The sequence below is a fragment of the Caldalkalibacillus mannanilyticus JCM 10596 genome (assembly GCF_000615945.1).
Classification (GTDB): Bacteria; Bacillota; Bacilli; order Caldalkalibacillales; family JCM-10596; genus Bacillus_AT; species Bacillus_AT mannanilyticus.
On sequence record NZ_BAMO01000043.1, the window covers coordinates 1 to 18050 of the forward strand.

General features: G+C 37.5%; 13 protein-coding genes, 6 tRNA genes and 1 pseudogene. 15 read left to right on the top strand and 5 right to left on the bottom strand.

Annotated elements, in window-relative coordinates; all coding sequences use genetic code 11:
- The first annotated feature begins 28 nt into the window (after positions 1-28).
- The 6 genes from JCM10596_RS19505 (at position 29) to JCM10596_RS19530 (ending at position 548) form a co-directional block, all read left to right on the top strand.
- A tRNA-Asp gene (locus JCM10596_RS19505) sits at positions 29-105 on the top strand.
- Positions 106-125: 20 nt separating this feature from the next.
- Positions 126-201, top strand: a tRNA-Phe gene (locus JCM10596_RS19510).
- Positions 202-208: 7 nt separating this feature from the next.
- A tRNA-Thr gene (locus JCM10596_RS19515) sits at positions 209-284 on the top strand.
- A 17-nt stretch (positions 285-301) separates the two neighbouring features.
- A tRNA-Lys gene (locus JCM10596_RS19520) sits at positions 302-377 on the top strand.
- Positions 378-385: 8 nt separating this feature from the next.
- Positions 386-462, top strand: a tRNA-Arg gene (locus JCM10596_RS19525).
- 12 nt (positions 463-474) lie between these two features.
- Positions 475-548 (top strand) — tRNA-Gly (locus tag JCM10596_RS19530).
- Positions 549-747: 199 nt separating this feature from the next.
- On the opposite strand, the gene JCM10596_RS19535 is transcribed toward JCM10596_RS19530, so the two are convergent.
- Both JCM10596_RS19535 and JCM10596_RS19540 read right to left on the bottom strand, forming a co-directional pair.
- Entirely contained in the window at positions 748-3999 is a 3252-nt protein-coding gene (locus tag JCM10596_RS19535; protein WP_025028562.1) for a DEAD/DEAH box helicase, read from the bottom strand.
- A 73-nt stretch (positions 4000-4072) separates the two neighbouring features.
- Entirely contained in the window at positions 4073-4810 is a 738-nt protein-coding gene (locus tag JCM10596_RS19540) for an alpha/beta hydrolase (RefSeq protein WP_025028563.1), read from the bottom strand.
- Between the two features lie 345 nt (positions 4811-5155).
- Here JCM10596_RS19540 and pdhA point away from each other — a divergent pair, with 345 nt between their 5' ends.
- From pdhA to JCM10596_RS19565, 5 genes and pseudogenes are all read left to right on the top strand, one after another.
- Positions 5156-6211 (top strand): pyruvate dehydrogenase (acetyl-transferring) E1 component subunit alpha, encoded by a 1056-nt coding sequence (gene pdhA / locus JCM10596_RS19545; RefSeq protein ID WP_439644869.1) that lies wholly within the window; start codon positions 5156-5158, stop codon positions 6209-6211.
- Position 6212: 1 nt separating this feature from the next.
- Positions 6213-7192: pseudogene (locus JCM10596_RS26615) on the top strand (alpha-ketoacid dehydrogenase subunit beta).
- An 18-nt stretch (positions 7193-7210) separates the two neighbouring features.
- Positions 7211-8527: a dihydrolipoamide acetyltransferase family protein gene (locus JCM10596_RS19555; RefSeq protein WP_025028565.1), complete on the top strand. Its 1317-nt coding sequence runs from the start codon at positions 7211-7213 to the stop codon at positions 8525-8527.
- A 2-nt stretch (positions 8528-8529) separates the two neighbouring features.
- Positions 8530-9948 carry a dihydrolipoyl dehydrogenase gene (lpdA, locus tag JCM10596_RS19560; RefSeq protein ID WP_025028566.1) on the top strand — a complete coding sequence of 473 codons (1419 nt, stop codon included), beginning with the start codon at positions 8530-8532 and terminating at the stop codon, positions 9946-9948.
- 76 nt (positions 9949-10024) lie between these two features.
- Positions 10025-10294 (top strand): DUF4025 domain-containing protein, encoded by a 270-nt coding sequence (locus JCM10596_RS19565; protein WP_025028567.1) that lies wholly within the window; start codon positions 10025-10027, stop codon positions 10292-10294.
- A 96-nt stretch (positions 10295-10390) separates the two neighbouring features.
- Here JCM10596_RS19565 and JCM10596_RS19570 read toward each other — a convergent pair whose 3' ends face one another.
- Positions 10391-11272, bottom strand: a complete 882-nt coding sequence (locus tag JCM10596_RS19570; protein WP_025028568.1) for a hypothetical protein — start codon at positions 11270-11272, stop codon at positions 10391-10393.
- A 194-nt stretch (positions 11273-11466) separates the two neighbouring features.
- On the opposite strand from JCM10596_RS19570, the gene JCM10596_RS19575 reads away from it, so the two are divergent.
- Both JCM10596_RS19575 and JCM10596_RS19580 read left to right on the top strand, forming a co-directional pair.
- The gene (locus JCM10596_RS19575; protein WP_025028569.1) at positions 11467-13299 is read left to right on the top strand and encodes a GAF domain-containing sensor histidine kinase; all 1833 of its coding nucleotides are present in this window, start codon (positions 11467-11469) and stop codon (positions 13297-13299) included.
- Positions 13274-13978, top strand: a complete 705-nt coding sequence (locus JCM10596_RS19580; RefSeq protein WP_025028570.1) for a response regulator transcription factor — start codon at positions 13274-13276, stop codon at positions 13976-13978. Before JCM10596_RS19575 ends, JCM10596_RS19580 begins: the two co-directional genes overlap by 26 nt.
- A gap of 109 nt (positions 13979-14087) precedes the next feature.
- On the opposite strand, the gene JCM10596_RS19585 is transcribed toward JCM10596_RS19580, so the two are convergent.
- Positions 14088-14426 carry a hypothetical protein gene (locus JCM10596_RS19585; protein WP_025028571.1) on the bottom strand — a complete coding sequence of 113 codons (339 nt, stop codon included), beginning with the start codon at positions 14424-14426 and terminating at the stop codon, positions 14088-14090.
- An 80-nt stretch (positions 14427-14506) separates the two neighbouring features.
- Positions 14507-14944 (bottom strand): YppG family protein, encoded by a 438-nt coding sequence (locus tag JCM10596_RS19590; protein ID WP_025028572.1) that lies wholly within the window; start codon positions 14942-14944, stop codon positions 14507-14509.
- Between the two features lie 216 nt (positions 14945-15160).
- Here JCM10596_RS19590 and rnjA point away from each other — a divergent pair, with 216 nt between their 5' ends.
- Together rnjA and JCM10596_RS28255 are read left to right on the top strand one after the other, a co-directional pair.
- Positions 15161-16843, top strand: a complete 1683-nt coding sequence (rnjA, locus tag JCM10596_RS19595; protein WP_025028573.1) for a ribonuclease J1 — start codon at positions 15161-15163, stop codon at positions 16841-16843.
- A gap of 87 nt (positions 16844-16930) precedes the next feature.
- On the top strand, positions 16931-18043 hold the full coding sequence (locus JCM10596_RS28255; protein ID WP_025028574.1) for a C40 family peptidase: 1113 nt from the start codon (positions 16931-16933) through the stop codon (positions 18041-18043).
- Positions 18044-18050 lie beyond the last annotated feature (7 nt).

Consider the following 18050-nt stretch of genomic DNA (forward strand, 5'->3'; position numbering starts at 1 on the left):
AAATGAAAATGTTTATTTTACTCTGTATGGAGCTGTGGTGTAGAGGCCTAACATGCCTGCCTGTCACGCAGGAGACCGCGGGTTCGAATCCCGTCAGCTCCGCCATTAATATAAAATAAACATTTGGCTCGGTAGCTCAGTCGGTAGAGCAGAGGACTGAAAATCCTCGTGTCGGCGGTTCGATTCCGTCCCGAGCCACCATTTTTATGCCGGTGTAGCTCAGTTGGTAGAGCAACTGACTTGTAATCAGTAGGTCGAGGGTTCAACTCCTTTCGCCGGCACCATTTATACTTCTTAGTGCGAGCCATTAGCTCAGTCGGTAGAGCATCTGACTTTTAATCAGAGGGTCGAAGGTTCGAGTCCTTCATGGCTCACCATTTAACAGGTGCCCTTAGCTCAGCTGGATAGAGCGTTTGACTACGAATCAAAAGGCCGGGAGTTCGAATCTCTCAGGGCACGCCATTAAGTAAATATGCGGGTGTAGTTCAATGGTAGAACTCCAGCCTTCCAAGCTGGTAGCGTGGGTTCGATTCCCATCACCCGCTCCATACATATTGAAGATATAACAACCTTATCAATATAAATAAAAAGGACTATCGATCGCTCGATAGTTTTTTTGTTGCAAACAGTTTCTATTTAATGTAGAGCGTAAACTCAATATCCCTGTAAGCCAAATAATAAAAGGATACGAGGAGAACTTAAAATTCTCCTCGTATCCTTTTTAAAGTTTTAGTTTAAAGCTCTAATTTAAAGCTCTAATAAATCGCGGATGTCTTCTTCAGACAAACTAGAAATTATTGCTTCTCCAGGTTGAATAATTTGATTAATTAATTCTTTTTTCTTTTGTTGTAATTCGAATATTTTTTCTTCAATTGTGCCATGAGTAATTAGACGTATGACTTGCACGACGTTTTTTTGTCCCATTCTGTGTGCTCGGTCTACGGCTTGTTCATCAACAGCTGGGTTCCACCATAGATCATAGAGAATGACTGTATCTGCTCCAATTAGATTTAGACCAGTACCTCCAGCTTTCAAAGAGATAAGGAAAATACTACGCTCTCCTTTATTAAATTTTTCTGTCATGTTCACACGTTCTTGTTTTTCTGTTTTGCCATCTAAATAATAATAATCAATGGATCTATGTTCAATTTCTTGTCTAATAATTTCTAACATGGAGGTAAACTGAGAAAAAATTAAGATTCGTCTGTTGTTAGAAAGGGACTCGTCAACAAGCTCCAATAATTGTTCTAATTTACCAGAACTATGGTTATAATTTTCTAGGAAGAGGGCAGGGTGGCAGCATAGCTGTCTAAGCCTTGTCAAACCTGCTAAAATTTTCATCCGGTTTTTTTGAAACTGACCCTGAAGTAAACTTTCTCTTGTTTCACGCTTGATTTTATCCAAATAGCCTATATATAGTTCCTTTTGTTCTTTTGTCAATTCAGAAACTTGAATCGATTCAATTTTATCTGGAAGCTCAGTTAATACATCCCTTTTCATTCTTCGCAGAATAAAGGGACTGACCAATTTGGAGATCTTCTTATGTTCAAGTTGTTTAAAGCCTTGTTTGCTTGGAAACAGCCCAGGCAGAATCACTTGAAATATCGACCATAGTTCATCAAGAGAGTTTTCAATGGGGGTGCCGCTTAGAGCAAATCGATTCTTTGCCCTAATTTTGCGAACGGCTTGTGATTGTTGAGTCTGATCATTTTTTATAGCTTGTGCTTCATCAAGAATGAAAGTATGAAAATGTTGATCCTCATATAATTCTATATCTCTTCTAAGGAGTGGGTATGAGGTGATAAGCACGTCTAAGTCTAAAGAACTTTGCATCGTTGTCATTCTTTCATTCAGGTCACCACTCATAACTTGAACTTTCAAATCAGGTGCAAATCGTTCAAATTCCCTCTTCCAGTTGTAGACAAGGGAAGCAGGTGAAACGATGAGAGTTTTTCTTTTAGCATCGACCTGTTCTTCACTCTCAGATAGGATGAAAGTGATAGCTTGAAGCGTTTTACCTAAGCCCATATCATCTGCTAGAATCCCTCCAAAATGATAAAAAGACAAAGTCTTCAGCCATTGAAAACCGAATTTTTGATAATCACGTAAAATCGAATCGATATGGTGAGGAATTTTAAACTCTAAATCCTCGGGGTGTTTAATATGATTAAGCAGATTTCTAAATCCTTTACCGATTTTTACTGAGCCTTCTTTTATAATTTCGTCAAGTTGCAAAGCACGTAGGGAAGGGGCTTGAATCGTTTGCTTTTGAATCTCATTTTTATGGATCCCTAACTCTTCAAATAGCTGTTGTGCTGAAGTAAAATGATCGTCTTCCAAGGAAACAAATCTTCCATCGGAAAGTCGATAGTATTTCTTTTTTTCTATAACTGAGCGCAGAATTTGAATAATTTCATCATGTTCAATCCCATCCATTTCAAAGCTGACCTCTAATAGATTTGTTGATGAACTGATATCTAGTTTTGTTTTGAGGGGGTGTTGATCTTTAAAGATCATCGAATCAGCGGTGGAGGTTAGGAGAATCTCTGCATGCTTTTCTAGCTCAGGTAAGGAAATAAATAAAAAGGAATAAATATCTTCTTCTTTTTCTATGTACATCTCCTGTCCATTCCACTTTAAAGAGGTGCTTTCGATTAGATCCATGATCTCTTGCTCTTTCTCTACGTCGCGTAAAAGGATAGAACCACTTTGTTCTTTACCTATGCTTTGTTGATGAAGAGGTGTGATGATCACATCAGCGTAATGGAATTCTAATTGGACTAGTAGGCGCTGCTCTTTTAAATCGATTTTCAGCATGGTCTTTAGTGGTGGATTTATAATCTGATCAGAGATGTTGTCAGCGATTTCTACGCGTCCAATCGTTTTTAGACTAGGAATAACATGAGAAATAACTCCCTCAATATCCTTTTTTTCTATCCTTAATTCAGCCTGAGGAATTGTTTTTTTTAAGTCAAATAAAAGCTGAAATGTTTCTTCAGGAACCTTGTAAAGAGTGTTTTCAATCAAGATGTAATTGTAAGCCTCAAGAAAATTCGCTTCTTCTAAATCTTTCATCTTTAATAGGAAGCCTTCTTCTTTATCCCATTCATGTAATTGGAATGAAAAAGAAGGTAGTTCTTCTTTAAACAAAAGAGTTTCTTCGGGTTTGCTTCCATAAAAAATAACATGACACTTGCTGATATGAGTAAAAAACGAGTCTGCCAAAAAAGGTGGGATTCTGAGAGCACGCTCATCATGTTGAGAGAATGCATAACCACTTGAAGACTCCTTATAAAATGCTTCATTGTTCATAATCGTAATTAGAATATCGATGACGGCTTGATCTTCTTCTGTAAACTGTTGTTCAAAAGGCTCATAAGAGAAATTGGCAGTAAAAAAGCTGTGTTGTTTCCTACTGACACTTTTTAAGAGCTCTCTTATTTGTCGTACGACATAGAGGCGTTTCGTTCCTATTCTCATTTCCACACTGAATAATGAAGGGGAGCGAAAAACAGGTACGATATTACAAATAAATTCTACCTTCAAATCTTCACGTCTTGTAGGATTTTTGTTGTTTTCGCGATACTTATCGAAGAGCTTGATCATTTGCTGAGTATGGATAGTGTTTTTCGTTAATATGGATTTAGTTTTTTGAGAAGGTGTGACAAGCTCTTTATATTCAGATAAGAAACCTGCCTCTTCCTCCCATTTCTCTTTCATTCTAAATAGTACAGCGACAATATGTTTACAAAAGCCATCATACGAGTAGTGAGCAGGACATTCACAATAAGCATTGATCTGTTCATGGGTATCAAAGTCAATGGAAACATTGTATATTTCAGAACCAATAACCTTTGCCTTCCACAAATGGTTTGTTTCACTACGCAGCTTGGTTACATGTCCATTCATCCAGTAGGATTTGCCTCGTTTATATACTGTATCACTACTAGAGAGCTGCTTAATTCTTTCTGTGTTTAAGTAAAGATCTCTAAACCTCATGATTGCATCATCCTAATGAATACGTATTTTCCTTCCTGTTTTTATGTTATACAGAAAAGGAATAAAAGAGTGACTACACATTCTCCTGAAAAAAGTATAACAGAGCATCTGGTAACTCTTGCTGCCAAAAGCCCCAAAGATGTTGCCCATTCTTTTCATTATAATATAGCTTTGCTTTTTTTTCAGTGAGTAAACGTTGAGTAGTTCGATTAACTTGAAGAAAATCAAATATTCCTCTTTCTGTGTCTACTTCTGTTTCTTGAAGACCAACGATCATCCATAGATGCAACCATTCTAAATCTACATGGTTCATAATTTGCTTTTCTGTTGGGGTGAAGAAAGCGCCTGACAAACTTAAAACGTGCTGAAACAATTCTTTGTTTTCAAGAGCCAAGTCTAGAGCAACGGTTGCTCCCAATGAATCACCAATAAGGAGCCTCTGGATAGTGGAGCCTTTTATAGGATAGATTCCTTCTATAAACGGGATTAGCTCTTTGGTGAAAAAATTTTTATATGCAGAATTTTGGTTGCCATCTGTCGCATATTCAGAGGTTCTTTTTTGTTTATCTACATCGACACCAACTATAATAATGGGTTCCATATTTTTTTCTAAAATTAAGTAATTTGCTATCGTTGCGATTCTTCCATACATAAAAACATCTTGTCCATCTTGAGCATAGACAATGGGGTAAGAGAGCAATTCATTATAGCCAGGAGGGAGGTAGACCCGTACTTGTCGATCTTCATTTAGATATTTACTACAAATGGAGTGCTTAATTATTGTTCTTTTTGTATATAGACTTGAATCCATAAAAATGTTCCTTTCCTTGGTAAAATATAATTCAGATTTCTGTCACTTTTCTGTAAATTTAATGATTTTTGTTTCATGTGTTATATATAAGCTTCAGATCTGTATTAATATAATATATTTTTTAATTATATGCCAAAATCCGTTGACCTTAAAGAAAAAAATAACTATAATAATGAATTGTTAGGTATCGTGTTATATAGAAAAAAATATACTGTGATAGTTAGCTGAAAAATCTACATTTCCCTTAATACATGTTTTGGATGGTTTAGCTAACAATAAAAAAAGGTATGCATTTATTCAGAGAGGTGATTTCCGATGAGTACAGATGTTAAAGAAACAAGTTCGATGGAAATTAATACAGTTAAAGTATTAGATCCGAATGGTAAAATTATTTCTTCAGAATTAGAACCAAAGCTAAGTGATGAACAACTTAGAGAATTAATGAGAAGAATGGTTTTTACAAGAGTATGGGATCAAAGAGCAATTAGTTTAAATAGACAAGGAAGACTTGGCTTCTATGCTCCAGTTGCTGGACAAGAAGCATCAATGATCGGAACACAATTTGCTCTTGATAAAGAGGACTTCATTCTACCAAGTTATAGAGATATTCCTCAAATCGTTTGGCATGGGCTTCCAATGCATCAAGCCTTTTTATATTCTAGAGGACATCAAGCTGGTGGAAAAATCCCAGAAGGTGTTAACGTCCTGATGCCACAAATTATTATCGGTGCTCAAATTGTTCAATGTACAGGAGTTGCTTATGGCTTCAAGCTTAAAGGAGAAAAGAAAGTAGCTGTTACGTATATAGGTGATGGTGGAACTTCACAAGGTGATTTTTATGAAGGTCTAAACTTTGCTGGAGCTTACCAAGCACCTGCCATTTTCGTTGTGCAAAATAACCGTTATGCGATTTCAGTTCCTATCGAAAAACAAACAAAAGCGATTACCCTTGCTCATAAATCAGTAGCTGCTGGTATCCCAGGATATCAAGTGGATGGAATGGATATTCTTGCTGTGTACAAAGTGATGCAAGAAGCAGTAGAACGAGGAAAGAATGGTCAAGGACCTACTCTAATCGAAACCCTTACGTATCGTTTTGGACCACATACTATGGCGGGAGATGATCCAACTCGTTACCGCTCAAATGAGGAAGCAAGTGAGTGGGAAAAGAACGATCCACTTATCCGTTTCAGAAAATATCTTGAGGCTAAAGGCTTGTGGTCTGAAGAGGATGAAAACAAGGTCATTGAAGAAGCAAAACAAACAGTGAGTGATGCAATTAAAAAAGCAGATGAAACACCTAAAATGACAGTAGATGAACTAATTGATTCAATGTTTGAAACGTTACCTGATGATCTTAGGGAACAAAAAGAAGAGTTCAGAAAGACGGAGGCAAAGTAATATGGCACAAATGACAATGATTCAAGCAATTACAGATGCGATGAGAGTGGAGCTTGAAAAAGACCCTAGCGTTCTTGTGTTTGGTGAAGATGTTGGCCATAATGGTGGGGTTTTTAGAGCGACGGACGGTTTGCAAAAACAATTTGGAGAAGAACGTGTTTTTGATACACCGTTAGCCGAATCTGCTATTGGGGGATTAGCTGTTGGGCTAGGTCTTACAGGTTTTCGTCCTGTAGCTGAGATACAGTTTTTTGGATTTGTTTTTGAGGTTTTTGATTCTGTTGCTGCACAAGCTGCGAGAATGAGATATCGCTCCGGTGGACGCTATCATAGTCCAATTGTGTTTCGTTCACCATTTGGTGGAGGAGTAAAAACACCTGAGCTACATGCAGATAGTTTAGAAGGATTAATGCTTCAAACACCTGGATTAAAAGTGGTTATCCCATCAAATCCTTATGATGCGAAAGGATTGCTTATCTCAGCAATTAGAGATAATGACCCCGTTATTTTCTTAGAGCATATGAAGTTGTATCGTTCCTTCCGTGGAGAAGTTCCTGAAGGAGAATATACGATTCCACTAGGAAAAGCAAATGTAGTGAAGGAAGGATCAGATGTTACCATTATTACATATGGAGCGATGGTTCATACTTCCTTAAAAGCAGCTGAGCTTGCTGAAAAAGAGCGAGGGGCAAAAGTAGAATCATTGATTTAAGAACGATTAAACCAATTGACATAGACACTATTTTAACTTCTATAGAGAAAACAAATCGTGCAATTGTTGTTCAAGAAGCGCAAAAAACGTCTGGTGCAGCGGCAGAAATTATTGCTCAAATTAATGAGAAAGCAATTCTTCATTTAGAAGCACCTGTTTTACGCGTAACGGCTCCTGATACTGTATTTCCTTTTGCTCAAATTGAGGATGAATGGTTACCAGATGCCAAGAGAATTGTAAAAGCCATAAATCAAGTATTAGATTTCTAGAAAAGGAGGCGAAATCCAGTGGCCAATTTTGAATTTAAACTACCAGAGCTTGGTGAAGGAATCCATGAAGGAGAAATCGTAAAATGGTTAATTCAACCAGGCGATAAGATTGAAGAAGATCAAATTATTGTTGAAGTACAAAACGACAAAGCAGTGGTCGAGGTTCCATCTCCTGTAAACGGTACAGTGAAAGAAATTGTTGTTTCTGAGGGAACTGTTTCAATCGTAGGGGACACTCTAGTGACGATTGACGTAGAGGGTGAAATTCCAAATCTGCCTGACCATAGTGCTCACAGAGAAGAGGAACACACTCCAGCTTCGAAAACTGCTGAAGCAGAAGTGGTGAAGCAAGAAACAGGAGCTAAGCAAACAGAGCAATCAGCAGTTGCTGTTGTACCTGTACCAAATCAAAAAGTATTAGCGACTCCAAGTGTTCGTAAATTTGCTAGAGAACAAGGAGTAGATCTGACTCAAGTAACTGGAACTGGAGCGAAAGGAAGAATTACGAAAGAAGATGTTCTAGCAGCGAAAACGGGCGTAGCATCTCAAGCGGCTCCAACTGTAGAGGCATCTGTAGAAACCACTTCAAGTGCAAAAGCAGATCCTGTACAAAAGACATTTGTCCCAGGAGAAAGAGTAGAAGAGCGCGTTCCGTTAAAAGGAATCCGTAAAGTTATCGCCAATGCGATGGTCAAATCCGTGTATACGGCACCACACGTAACGATTATGGATGAAGTGGATGTAACAAAATTAGTTGCTTTAAGGAATGAAGCGAAAGCACTTGGCGAACAAAAAGGTGTAAAGCTTACATATTTACCGTTTATCGTGAAGGCTTTGATTGCTGCACTTCGCCAATTCCCTGCATTAAATGCATCGATTGATGATGAAAAAGAAGAAATTATCTATAAGCACTACTACAATATCGGAATTGCTACAGATACAGATAATGGATTATTAGTACCAGTGATACATGACGCTGATCGTAAAAATATTTGGATGCTTGCTAGTGAAATTCGTGATTTAGCTACCCGCGGTCGAGAAGGGAAGCTAGCAGGACACGAGTTAAAGGGTAGTACCATGACAATCACCAATATCGGTTCAGCTGGCGGAATGTTCTTTACTCCAGTAATTAACCATCCTGAGGTTGCTATCTTAGGTACAGGCAGAATGACTGAAAAGCCAATCGTCAGAAATGGAGAAATTGTTATCGCTCCAATGATGGCATTATCGCTTAGCTTCGATCATCGTATTATTGATGGTGCAACAGCTCAAAATTTTGTGAACTATGTGAAGAGGTTGCTTGAAGATCCTCAACTATTAGTAATGGAGGTGTAACCATGGTTGTTGGTGAATTTACCACTGAAATAGATGTACTTGTTATCGGGGCTGGACCCGGAGGATACGTGGCTGCAATTAGGGCTGCACAATTAGGAAAAAGTGTAACAATCGTCGATGTAGATGAAGTCGGTGGAGTTTGTTTAAATCGTGGTTGTATTCCATCAAAAGCATTGATCTCTGCTGCACATCAATACGAAAGTATGATCCATTCAAAAGAAAGCGACAACGGGATCGTGGCAGAGTCTGTAAGTGTTAATTTTGAAAAGGTACAAACCTGGAAAGAAAGCATTGTTAAGAAGCTTACAGGTGGAGTAGAAGGACTATTAAAAGGAAACAAGGTTACGATTGTAAAAGGAGAAGCTCTATTTGCTAGTGAGAACGAAGTAAGGGTCTTAAATGGTTATGAAGCCAATCGTTATCGTTTCGAGCATTGCATTATCGCTACTGGTTCAAGACCTATTGAGCTGAAGCCTTTTCCTTATGGAGGTCGCATCCTATCTTCTACTGAAGCACTTAGCCTAAAGGAAATCCCGAAAAGTATGATTGTCATTGGTGGAGGATATATTGGCGTAGAGCTTGGTCAAACCTTTTCTAAATTTGGTACACAAGTAACAATTTTAGAGGGAGAAAAACAAATTCTTGCTGCGTTTGAGAAACAATTAATTCAACCAGTTACGAAATCATTAAAGAAAGCTGGAGTGGAAATCGTTACAAAAGCGATGGCTCTATCTGCGGAACAAAATGATCAAGAAGTAACAGTAACTTACAAGGTTGGAGAAGAAGAGAAGAAAGTAACAGCAGAATACCTTCTTGTTACTGTGGGACGTAGACCTAATACTGATGAAATAGGATTAGAAGCGGCAGGCGTGAAGACAAATGACAGAGGATTTATAGAGGTAGATCATCAATGTCGTACAAATGTTGCTAACATTTATGCTATTGGGGATATCGTTCCGGGACCTGCACTAGCGCATAAGGCTTCTTATGAGGGGAAAGTTGCAGCAGAAGTCATTGCAGGGCATTCTAGTGCCATTGATTATAAGGCAATCCCAGCTGTCGTCTTCTCTGAACCTGAAATAGCAAGTGTAGGGCTAAGCGAAGCAGAAGCAACGGAAGCAGGGTATGAAGTAAGTGTCGGCAAGTTTCCATTTGGAGCGAATGGAAGAGCTTTATCGCTTAATGCTGCGGAAGGCTATGTCAAAATCGTTGCAGACAAATCCAATGGTATTGTTATTGGAGGACAAATTGTAGGAGCTGAGGCATCCAATTTGATTGCAGAAATAGGATTGGCAATTGAGATGGGAGCTACGTTAGAAGATTTTGCACTAACCATTCATGCTCATCCGACACTTGGTGAAATTACAATGGAAGCATCAGAAGTCGCTTTAGGTCAAGCGGTGCATACAATTACTAAATAATTTCCTACTGAATCATAAGGAAAAATGATTTTGCTCATACTAAAGTTATAAAATAAATTTGGAATGAGGGAATCAAATGAATCATGATCAGGAAAAGTATGCAGCAGATAAGTTTAACTCAGAAGCTTTACTAATGGCTTATAACTCCTTAGGACTGGAAAGCTTTGAACAGCTTAGTGAGAACGAAAGCAGTACTAAAGGACCCCGTCCATTGGAAGGGACAATGTTTACACATGAACAGGCGATGGACGCCTACAAAGAAGGTACCATTGACTCACGTATTGACAGATCTGAGAATGAAGAAGAAATGATTCCCCGCACAAGCTTTGACGAGGATCTTCAATAAGAAGATGTACAAGGGAACAACGACCTATATACAAAAAAAGAAAACGCACTTACGATAGAAGTAAGTGCGTTTCTTTTTAGTTCTTATTTTTTGTTTTTATTGTTTGGTCAGTATGTTGATCAAGTCAAAATAAGTGGCATCTGTTGAGATTTCGAATGTACCAGCTCTGATTTTATTGTGGATTTGTAGTTCAGTAAACAGTTGTGAAATTTCTTTTTGGCTTCTTGCCAAACCAGCTTCGTACATAAGTGTAGCAATTTCACTTGATTGCATCCCAGGACGGATTGTGATGCTTACTTTCTCTGGTGCTTCCATAACGGACGTTTGGTTTTTTTCTGTAGCTTCTTTTTCTCTTTCTTTTAGCTCCATAATCGTCTGGTTTAATTCATCATATTCTGTGATCGGAATAAGTTTATGCTGGTGTTGTAAGGCAGCATTCTCGATTTGATCTAGGCTAAGATTTGAAACATCTATCGGGTTATTCTCTTTTATTTCTTGAGGCTCTGGCAATTCTTGATGATCTATTACATGTTCGATTTCTTGTGTTAATGATTGTAGAGGCACTAAATAGAAAAATAAAAAGGCAATAAATCCGATCATTAGAGTTGCCAGTCCTGCATAAACTGAATATTTTTTTACTTTTGATGCCTCTCCAACATAATGTAAAGAAGTAAAAGACCATTCGAATTGCTTCAATTTTAGTTCAACTAAATAATGTTCAGATTTATAGGTGATATTTAATAAGAAAATATAGGCATCTTCTTTTTCCCTAACTTCTTCAATGATGCCACGGGAGAGTAAGCGAACCATCTGTTCCTTTAGTTTAGCATCGTCTGAAGCTAGTCCATACAAATGAGAGCGAATCTCTTCACAATTTTTATCTGAGATGATGGAAGAATCGATCGATGGATATTCGTTTTTTGCAATGAAGTGTTTCATAGAGATTCCCAATGCATTGTAAATTAGCTTTCGGTTCATTCTTTCCCCTCCTTTTCGACATGTCCTTATCCATTTTAACAGAATAGATGTAAAAAAATAAATGAAAGAAATTTACAGCAGGATTATGGTGTAAGAATAGAGAATTATATATCTCCAATAGGTTTTTATGGGTTTAATTTTAGGCTTCAATGGGAAATAAAGAATCGTAATCGGAGAAAGAGGCATGGTTTCATTTGAAGGCAAATAAAATTAGTTTAATTATTATTCTTCTTGGTTTAGGAATTTTATTCTATGAAATACAATTTTTTGAGTTGCGAATCAATAATTTCAATGATGGGTTAACCTTTTTTTTACTTTTATTATTTTTATTCATTTTAAAACGTTTCCCGATGCCCATCTCCATTGGCTTAGTATCACTTGAGTTTCCTATCCTGTATATTTGTACTTATTTTTATGGTTATATTGAAACGGTCATGATGTTTAGTTTAGTCATCTTTGCTTTGGATCTATTTAAAAGGCACCCAACAGTGTTTATCTATAATATTATGAATTACACGATAAGCTTATGGTGTGCGATGACTATTACGGAAATCTTTACTCCTCATTTGTTCCTAAATTTTCAGGTTGGCTTTATTCATTTATTATCTTTTTTATCTGTCTACACCCTCATAAACAATTTCTTGGTCGATATTATATTATGGTTAAGACCTCAGCCTTTTACATTTGCAATGTGGTATCAGAAATGTAAAATTGTTTCACTTAGTATTGTAGTTAGCATGCTTTATGGTTTTATGTTTCATTTCTTTATTTATGAGGGTAGATCTACAGATGTGATAGGTGTCGTTTTCTTTTTTCTACCCTTGATCTCGATTTCTGTACTAAGCCATGTGATCACACAGCTTATCATTCAAAAAAACAAATTAGAAACTTTGTTTTTGGCTTCAAAAAAAATGAATGAAAGTATTGATGAAGAAGAAGTATTAGATGGGATACAAGAAGCAGTATCAAAGGTCATCGAGTATACTTTTGGTATCATTTATGAAAAGAAAGACGAAAATCTAATTCCAAAAAGAGTCTTTGGTTATGAAATAAATGAGAATAGGTCTATTTATTTGTCTATCGGACAATTGGTAACTAGTAAGGTATTAGAGGAACAAGAGTCTATTCTCATCCCGAAATTAAACTTTTCAGGAGAAAAGTCTAGTGAATTTAAGATGACGGCTGTATTGGCCGTTCCGATTATCCTAGAAAATGAGGTTATAGGGGTGATTGTGGTGGGGAAAGAGCGCCCTTATAGCTACTATAGAGAAGATCAGACTATTTTACAAACCATAGCCAATCAAGCCTCTGCTGCTACAAAAAACACTCGATTAATACGTGAAAGAGAAAAGAGAATCATTGTTGAAGAGCGCAATCGTTTGGCTAGAGAAATACATGATGGAATTGCTCAATCAATTGCTGCTATTGCTATGCAAATAGAAACATCAATACGCTTTTTTGAACATAAACCGGAGCAGGTTAAAAAATGGTTAGAAGAAAGCCTACATAGCTTAAGAGTGAGTTTAAGGGAAATAAGACAATCGATTTATGCTTTAAGACCAAATCCTATCGAAACTGTGGGTCTAAAATCAGCTTTGAAGACTAAGCTAGAGGAATTCCAGCTAGCTACGGGTATTTCATGCAGGATGCAGACAGCAGGTGAGCATCAAAAAAGGACTTCAAACAGGATTGAAGAGGCAATGTTTCTTGTTGTCACTGAATCATTACAGAATGTCTATAAACATGCCCGTGCAAGTAAGGTTGGGGTGTTTCTCCAATATGATGTAGATAAAGTAGAGATGCTGATTAGTGATAATGGAGTTGGATTTACTTTAAGTGAAGTCTTGATTCGAAATAGACATGAAAAACACTTCGGGATACTGAACATGAATGAACTTGTCAGCAAGCACAACGGAAGTTTTGAAATAAATTCGCAAATTGGAAAAGGGACCGAGATTATCGTAAGTATTCCATTTATAAATGAAAAGGAGGATTTTCAAGATGGCAATCAAAGTTTTATTAGTTGATGATCATACAGTGTTACTAGAAGGAATGAAACGTATCATTGAGTTGGAAGAAGATATGCAAGTCATTGCGATCGCTACAAATGGGGTAGAAGCTATAGATCTAGCTAAAAAATTAAAGCCGGATGTAGTAATAATGGATATTAATATGCCACAAATGGATGGAGTAAAGGCAACCCAGATTATTAAGCAACTATCACCTGATACTGAAGTTTTGATTTTGACTATGTTTGATAAGGAGGAATATTTATTTGCTGTAATAAAGGCTGGTGCAAGCGGATATTTATTGAAAGATGCTCCTTCTGAGGAAGTAGTACAAGCTGTACGAGTTGTAGCTAATGGGGAGTCGATGCTGACACCATCTATGGCTAAAAAACTAATAACCCTATGCTCTACACAATCTCTTCCCACTGTGCTCAAAAAAGAAGCTGTGGACACTCCTACGATTAATATGGAAACGAATAAAAAGGAAACGAATCATGACAGCTTATCACCAAGGGAACTGGAAGTCCTTTATTTGTTGGTTGATGGAAAGACTAATCAAGAAATTGCAGATACACTATGTATCAGTGATAAGACAGTAAAAATTCATGTGAATAAGATTTATAAAAAATTAAATGTTAAGAGTCGTTCTCAGGCTATTATCTATGCGATTCAACAGCAAGTGGTGAATATTGTTTAATAGGTAGATGATGTAGATGCAGTGATTAAATGGTGTTTAAAAGATAGAAGCTAATTCTTTGACAGGAATTAGCTTCTATTTTTTTCCTAATTAGGTTGAAGATAAGGGGTTAATGGTTATTGTGGATCGTATCCTCTCGTTCCTCATAGATAAATGGAGCCGATATATAGGGTGAATGGGGCTGAGAAGTAGCTCTATAGTCTGGATATACTGGATAGTGATATAAGTTAGGTTCGTTAAAAGGCAGGTTGGACCAAGGATCATTTTGGTAATAAGGAAACGAATAAGGGGGCGATTGGGGATGAGTATAGGGTACATTTGTGTACTGATGAGCTCCCATTCCGTCATAAGGTAGTTCATAGGGCGTTGGGTATCCTGGTGAATAGTATGGATGATGATAAGGGTTATAATAGGATGGTGGTCTTTGAGGACCAAATAAAAATCCCATAGTTCATTCTCCTCCAAGCTTACTAATCATTATTTAAGAAGGTAAGACCTTCTTTTTACCTTTTCTTTTGCGGTTTTTTCTCATTGGTTTCCGCTTTCTTTTCTCTTCTTTGTTTTAACTTCCTTAGGCTGATCATCAACAATATCTGTTAGCAAATCATCACTCTCTTCTGATGCTGATTGGACAGCACCAAACCCTTTTAACATTTGAAGCATAGGACTTACATTTTTTACAATGGGACCGACCTGATTAATAATTCCCATCATCTTTTGGGCATTAGCAATCATGGATTGTATGTCAAACGTACCAGCTCCCCCCATTAAACCTTGGAGTAGTCCGCCTCCTCCTGTTGGGGGAGGGGGAGGTTGAACAGGTGGCATGCCTCCTCCAGGAAATTGAAAAGGCATTGGATTCATGGGCCCATAATAAGGGGGTGGTCCTGGCATGGGGGCCCGGGGACCAGCTCCCATTAAAAAACCGATCTGCTTGGCTTTTCCTCTGTAGTGCTTATTGATCAATCATTATACCTCCCTTCGAAGAGAGCCTTTCTTGATACATGTATGTCTGTAGGTAAAAAAATGTGATACATAGGAAAAAATATAGGCGAATGTGGAAAAACTTTTATTGAACGAAGGTTTACATTATAATAGAAATAGTGAAATTCTTTACGGGATGACATAGACGAAACAAAGTAAAGCATAAGAATAAAAACTAGAATATCTGGAGTTGAGAACGTGAAAAAAGAATCGGTAAAAATATTTGCACTTGGTGGCTTAGATGAAATCGGAAAAAATATGTATGTTGTTGAATATAGAGATGAGATCATCGTCATTGATAGTGGGTTAAAATTCCCAGAAGAAGATATGCCTGGTATAGATTTAATTATTCCGGATGTAACCTACTTAGTTCAAAAACAAGATAAAGTTAAAGGGATATTTCTAACTCATGGTCATGAGGATCATATTGGAGGATTACCATACATACTCAAACAATTAAATGTTCCGTTGTATGGTGAGAGGCTCACCTTGGGGTTGGTACGTGCTAAATTGGAGGAACATGGTCTACTTAGAACAACGAAAATGATTCCGTTTTCCAGCGAGAAACCCGTTAAATTTGAGCATCTAACGGTTAGTTGCTTTAGAACGAATCATAGTATTCCTGATTCGGTAGGTGTGGTTGTTTCAACACCTGAGGGACATGTTGTACATACAGGAGATTTTAAGTTTGATTTCACACCTGTTGGTCATGGTACAGACTATACTGCGCTTGCTCAGTACGGAAAAGAAGGAGTTTTAGCCTTGCTGTCCGATAGTACAAACAGTGAGAGAGAAGGATATACTGGCTCAGAGCAAAAAGTAGGAAACTCTCTTTTTGATGTATTTCAAAAAGCAGAAGGACGTATTCTTTTCGCTACGTTTGCTTCAAATGTATATCGTTTGCAACAAGTAGTAGAAGCTGCGGTAAAGTATAAAAGAAAAATTGCTGTATTTGGTCGGAGTATGGAAAAAGTGTTTCAGATTGGACAGGAGTTAGGTTATATCAAGGTTCCTAAAGGAACTCTAGTCGAAGGAGATCAAATTAACCGAATTCCAGATCATCAAATCGTGATCATCTGTACAGGAAGCCAAGGGGAATCAATGGCGGTCTTAGCAAGGATTGCTCGTGGAGCACATCGCCACATTCAAATTATTCCTGGAGATACGGTTGTATTCTCTTCCTCGCCTATTCCAGGAAATACGCTTAACGTGAATCGAACCATCGATCAGCTATTTCGTATGGGGGCGGATGTTATTTATGGAAAAGGCTTTGATATCCATGCTTCTGGGCATGGTAGTCGTGAAGATATGAAATTGATGCTTAGACTTTTAAAGCCTAAGTATTTTATACCAATCCATGGGGAGTATCGTATGCTTGTCAAACATCGGGATTTAGCTGAAGAAGTGGGTGTTGAAAAGGGAAATGGCTTCTTATTAGAAAATGGTCAGGTCCTTCACATTACAAAAGAAGAAGCGCGCGTTGGTGAGAAGGTTCATGCTGGAGCTTTGCTAGTAGATGGTCATGGAATAGGAGATGTAGGGAATATTGTTCTAAGGGATCGAATGAAGCTCTCAGACGATGGACTGATCGTCATTGTCATGACTATTGATATGAAGAACTTTAAACTTTTATCGGGTCCGGATGTGATCTCAAGAGGATTTATTTTTGTTAGAGAATCGACGGATCTTATTAAGGAAACAGAGTCAAAAATTAAATCATTAATGGATGACTTAATGGTGCAAAAAGTAAAAAGTTGGTCTAACATTAAATCTCAAATCATTGATTCAATTGCGCCTTTTATCTATAAAAAAATCCAAAGAAGACCTATGATTATTCCTATTATCATGGAAGTAAAACAGGAAGATGTTGTGAAAAATTAAGGCAATAATTTCCTGCGTTTACTTTGGATGAAAACCTCCTTTATTTCAGATTATATAGTTATAATCTGAACATGAGGAAGTGAACAAATGATGATAAGAAACAATAGAAGTAGCTTGCTTATTATTTTATTGATTTTAATCCTTTTGATGACAGCATGTGCCCCAGCCAATCGGGGACCTGAGGCTCAACAAATCGTTCCTCCAAACCGACCAAATCAAACCTTGAATCAGGAGAATCAATCATTTGGTGCTCAAGCTGTTGAACCCAATCAAGTTGGAACTCCTACTGAGGTTGAACAGCAAGAAAATCAGGAAGGTGAAGGTAACGGGATCAATGAGGAAACTGAAGGAAATGCAGCAAAAGATTCTTTAAATCACACGGAAGTAAAGCAGGTTTCCATAAAAATAAATGAGGATTCTCACTCGGTTACTTCCAGGGAACTAAATAATAAAGTATATGTAGCTGTAAAAGCAATTCTTACTTTATTAGATTATGAGGTCGAGGAAGAAGGAAATACGATTCAAGCAGGTTTTACAGATGTTATTCATCAAGTGACAAAAGACTCTGCACAAGCGACTGTTGATGGAGAAGAGATTACTTTATCTACGCCGGTCATCACAATAGAAGACGATACTTACATTTCTATAGATGACGTAGAAAAGTTCCTAGGTATGGGATATAATGTAAGTCATACAGATGAAGGATTGACAATAAGAAATGCCGAACAAGAGTTTCAATTTCCTGGAAATGAAAATTTAGAAGAGGCTCCTGTAGAAGAAGGAGCAGAGGATATCCCTACAGTTTCTGCGGCGCAGGCTGATCGTATCATAAGATCTGCAAGGAATTATCTTGGGACTCCTTATAAGTTTGGAGCTAGCACGGGTACCACCAGCGTTTTTGATTGCTCTAGCTTTACTAGGCATGTCTTTGGACAACATGGGGTTACCCTACCGCGTACTTCAAGAGCACAAGCTAATCAAGGCAGGTTTATTCCCGTATCTCAATTACAAAAAGGAGACCTTGTTTTCTTTTACTGGCCGGGAAGGTATCAAAGCAATAAAGTAGTAGGACATGTTGGGATTTATATGGGAAATGGAAATATCATTCATACCACTCCTTCTAAAGGTGTTCATATTGTTAATGCTAAAAAATCTAAATATTGGAGCAGGACCTACCTTGGAGCGAAGCGAGTGGGGTAAGAAGAAG

What these genes read in the sequence shown, in the direction of transcription:
- JCM10596_RS19540 (WP_025028563.1), bottom strand. Translation starts at nt 4,810, where the DNA reads ATGGATTCAAGTCTATATACAAAAAGAACAATAATTAAGCACTCCATT.
- JCM10596_RS19570 (WP_025028568.1), bottom strand. Translation starts at nt 11,272, where the DNA reads ATGAACCGAAAGCTAATTTACAATGCATTGGGAATCTCTATGAAACAC.
- JCM10596_RS19565 (WP_025028567.1), top strand. Translation starts at nt 10,025, where the DNA reads ATGAATCATGATCAGGAAAAGTATGCAGCAGATAAGTTTAACTCAGAA.
- JCM10596_RS28255 (WP_025028574.1), top strand. Translation starts at nt 16,931, where the DNA reads ATGATGATAAGAAACAATAGAAGTAGCTTGCTTATTATTTTATTGATT.
- JCM10596_RS19585 (WP_025028571.1), bottom strand. Translation starts at nt 14,426, where the DNA reads ATGGGATTTTTATTTGGTCCTCAAAGACCACCATCCTATTATAACCCT.
- lpdA (WP_025028566.1), top strand. Translation starts at nt 8,530, where the DNA reads ATGGTTGTTGGTGAATTTACCACTGAAATAGATGTACTTGTTATCGGG.
- JCM10596_RS19580 (WP_025028570.1), top strand. Translation starts at nt 13,274, where the DNA reads ATGGCAATCAAAGTTTTATTAGTTGATGATCATACAGTGTTACTAGAA.
- JCM10596_RS19535 (WP_025028562.1), bottom strand. Translation starts at nt 3,999, where the DNA reads ATGAGGTTTAGAGATCTTTACTTAAACACAGAAAGAATTAAGCAGCTC.
- pdhA (WP_439644869.1), top strand. Translation starts at nt 5,156, where the DNA reads ATGGAAATTAATACAGTTAAAGTATTAGATCCGAATGGTAAAATTATT.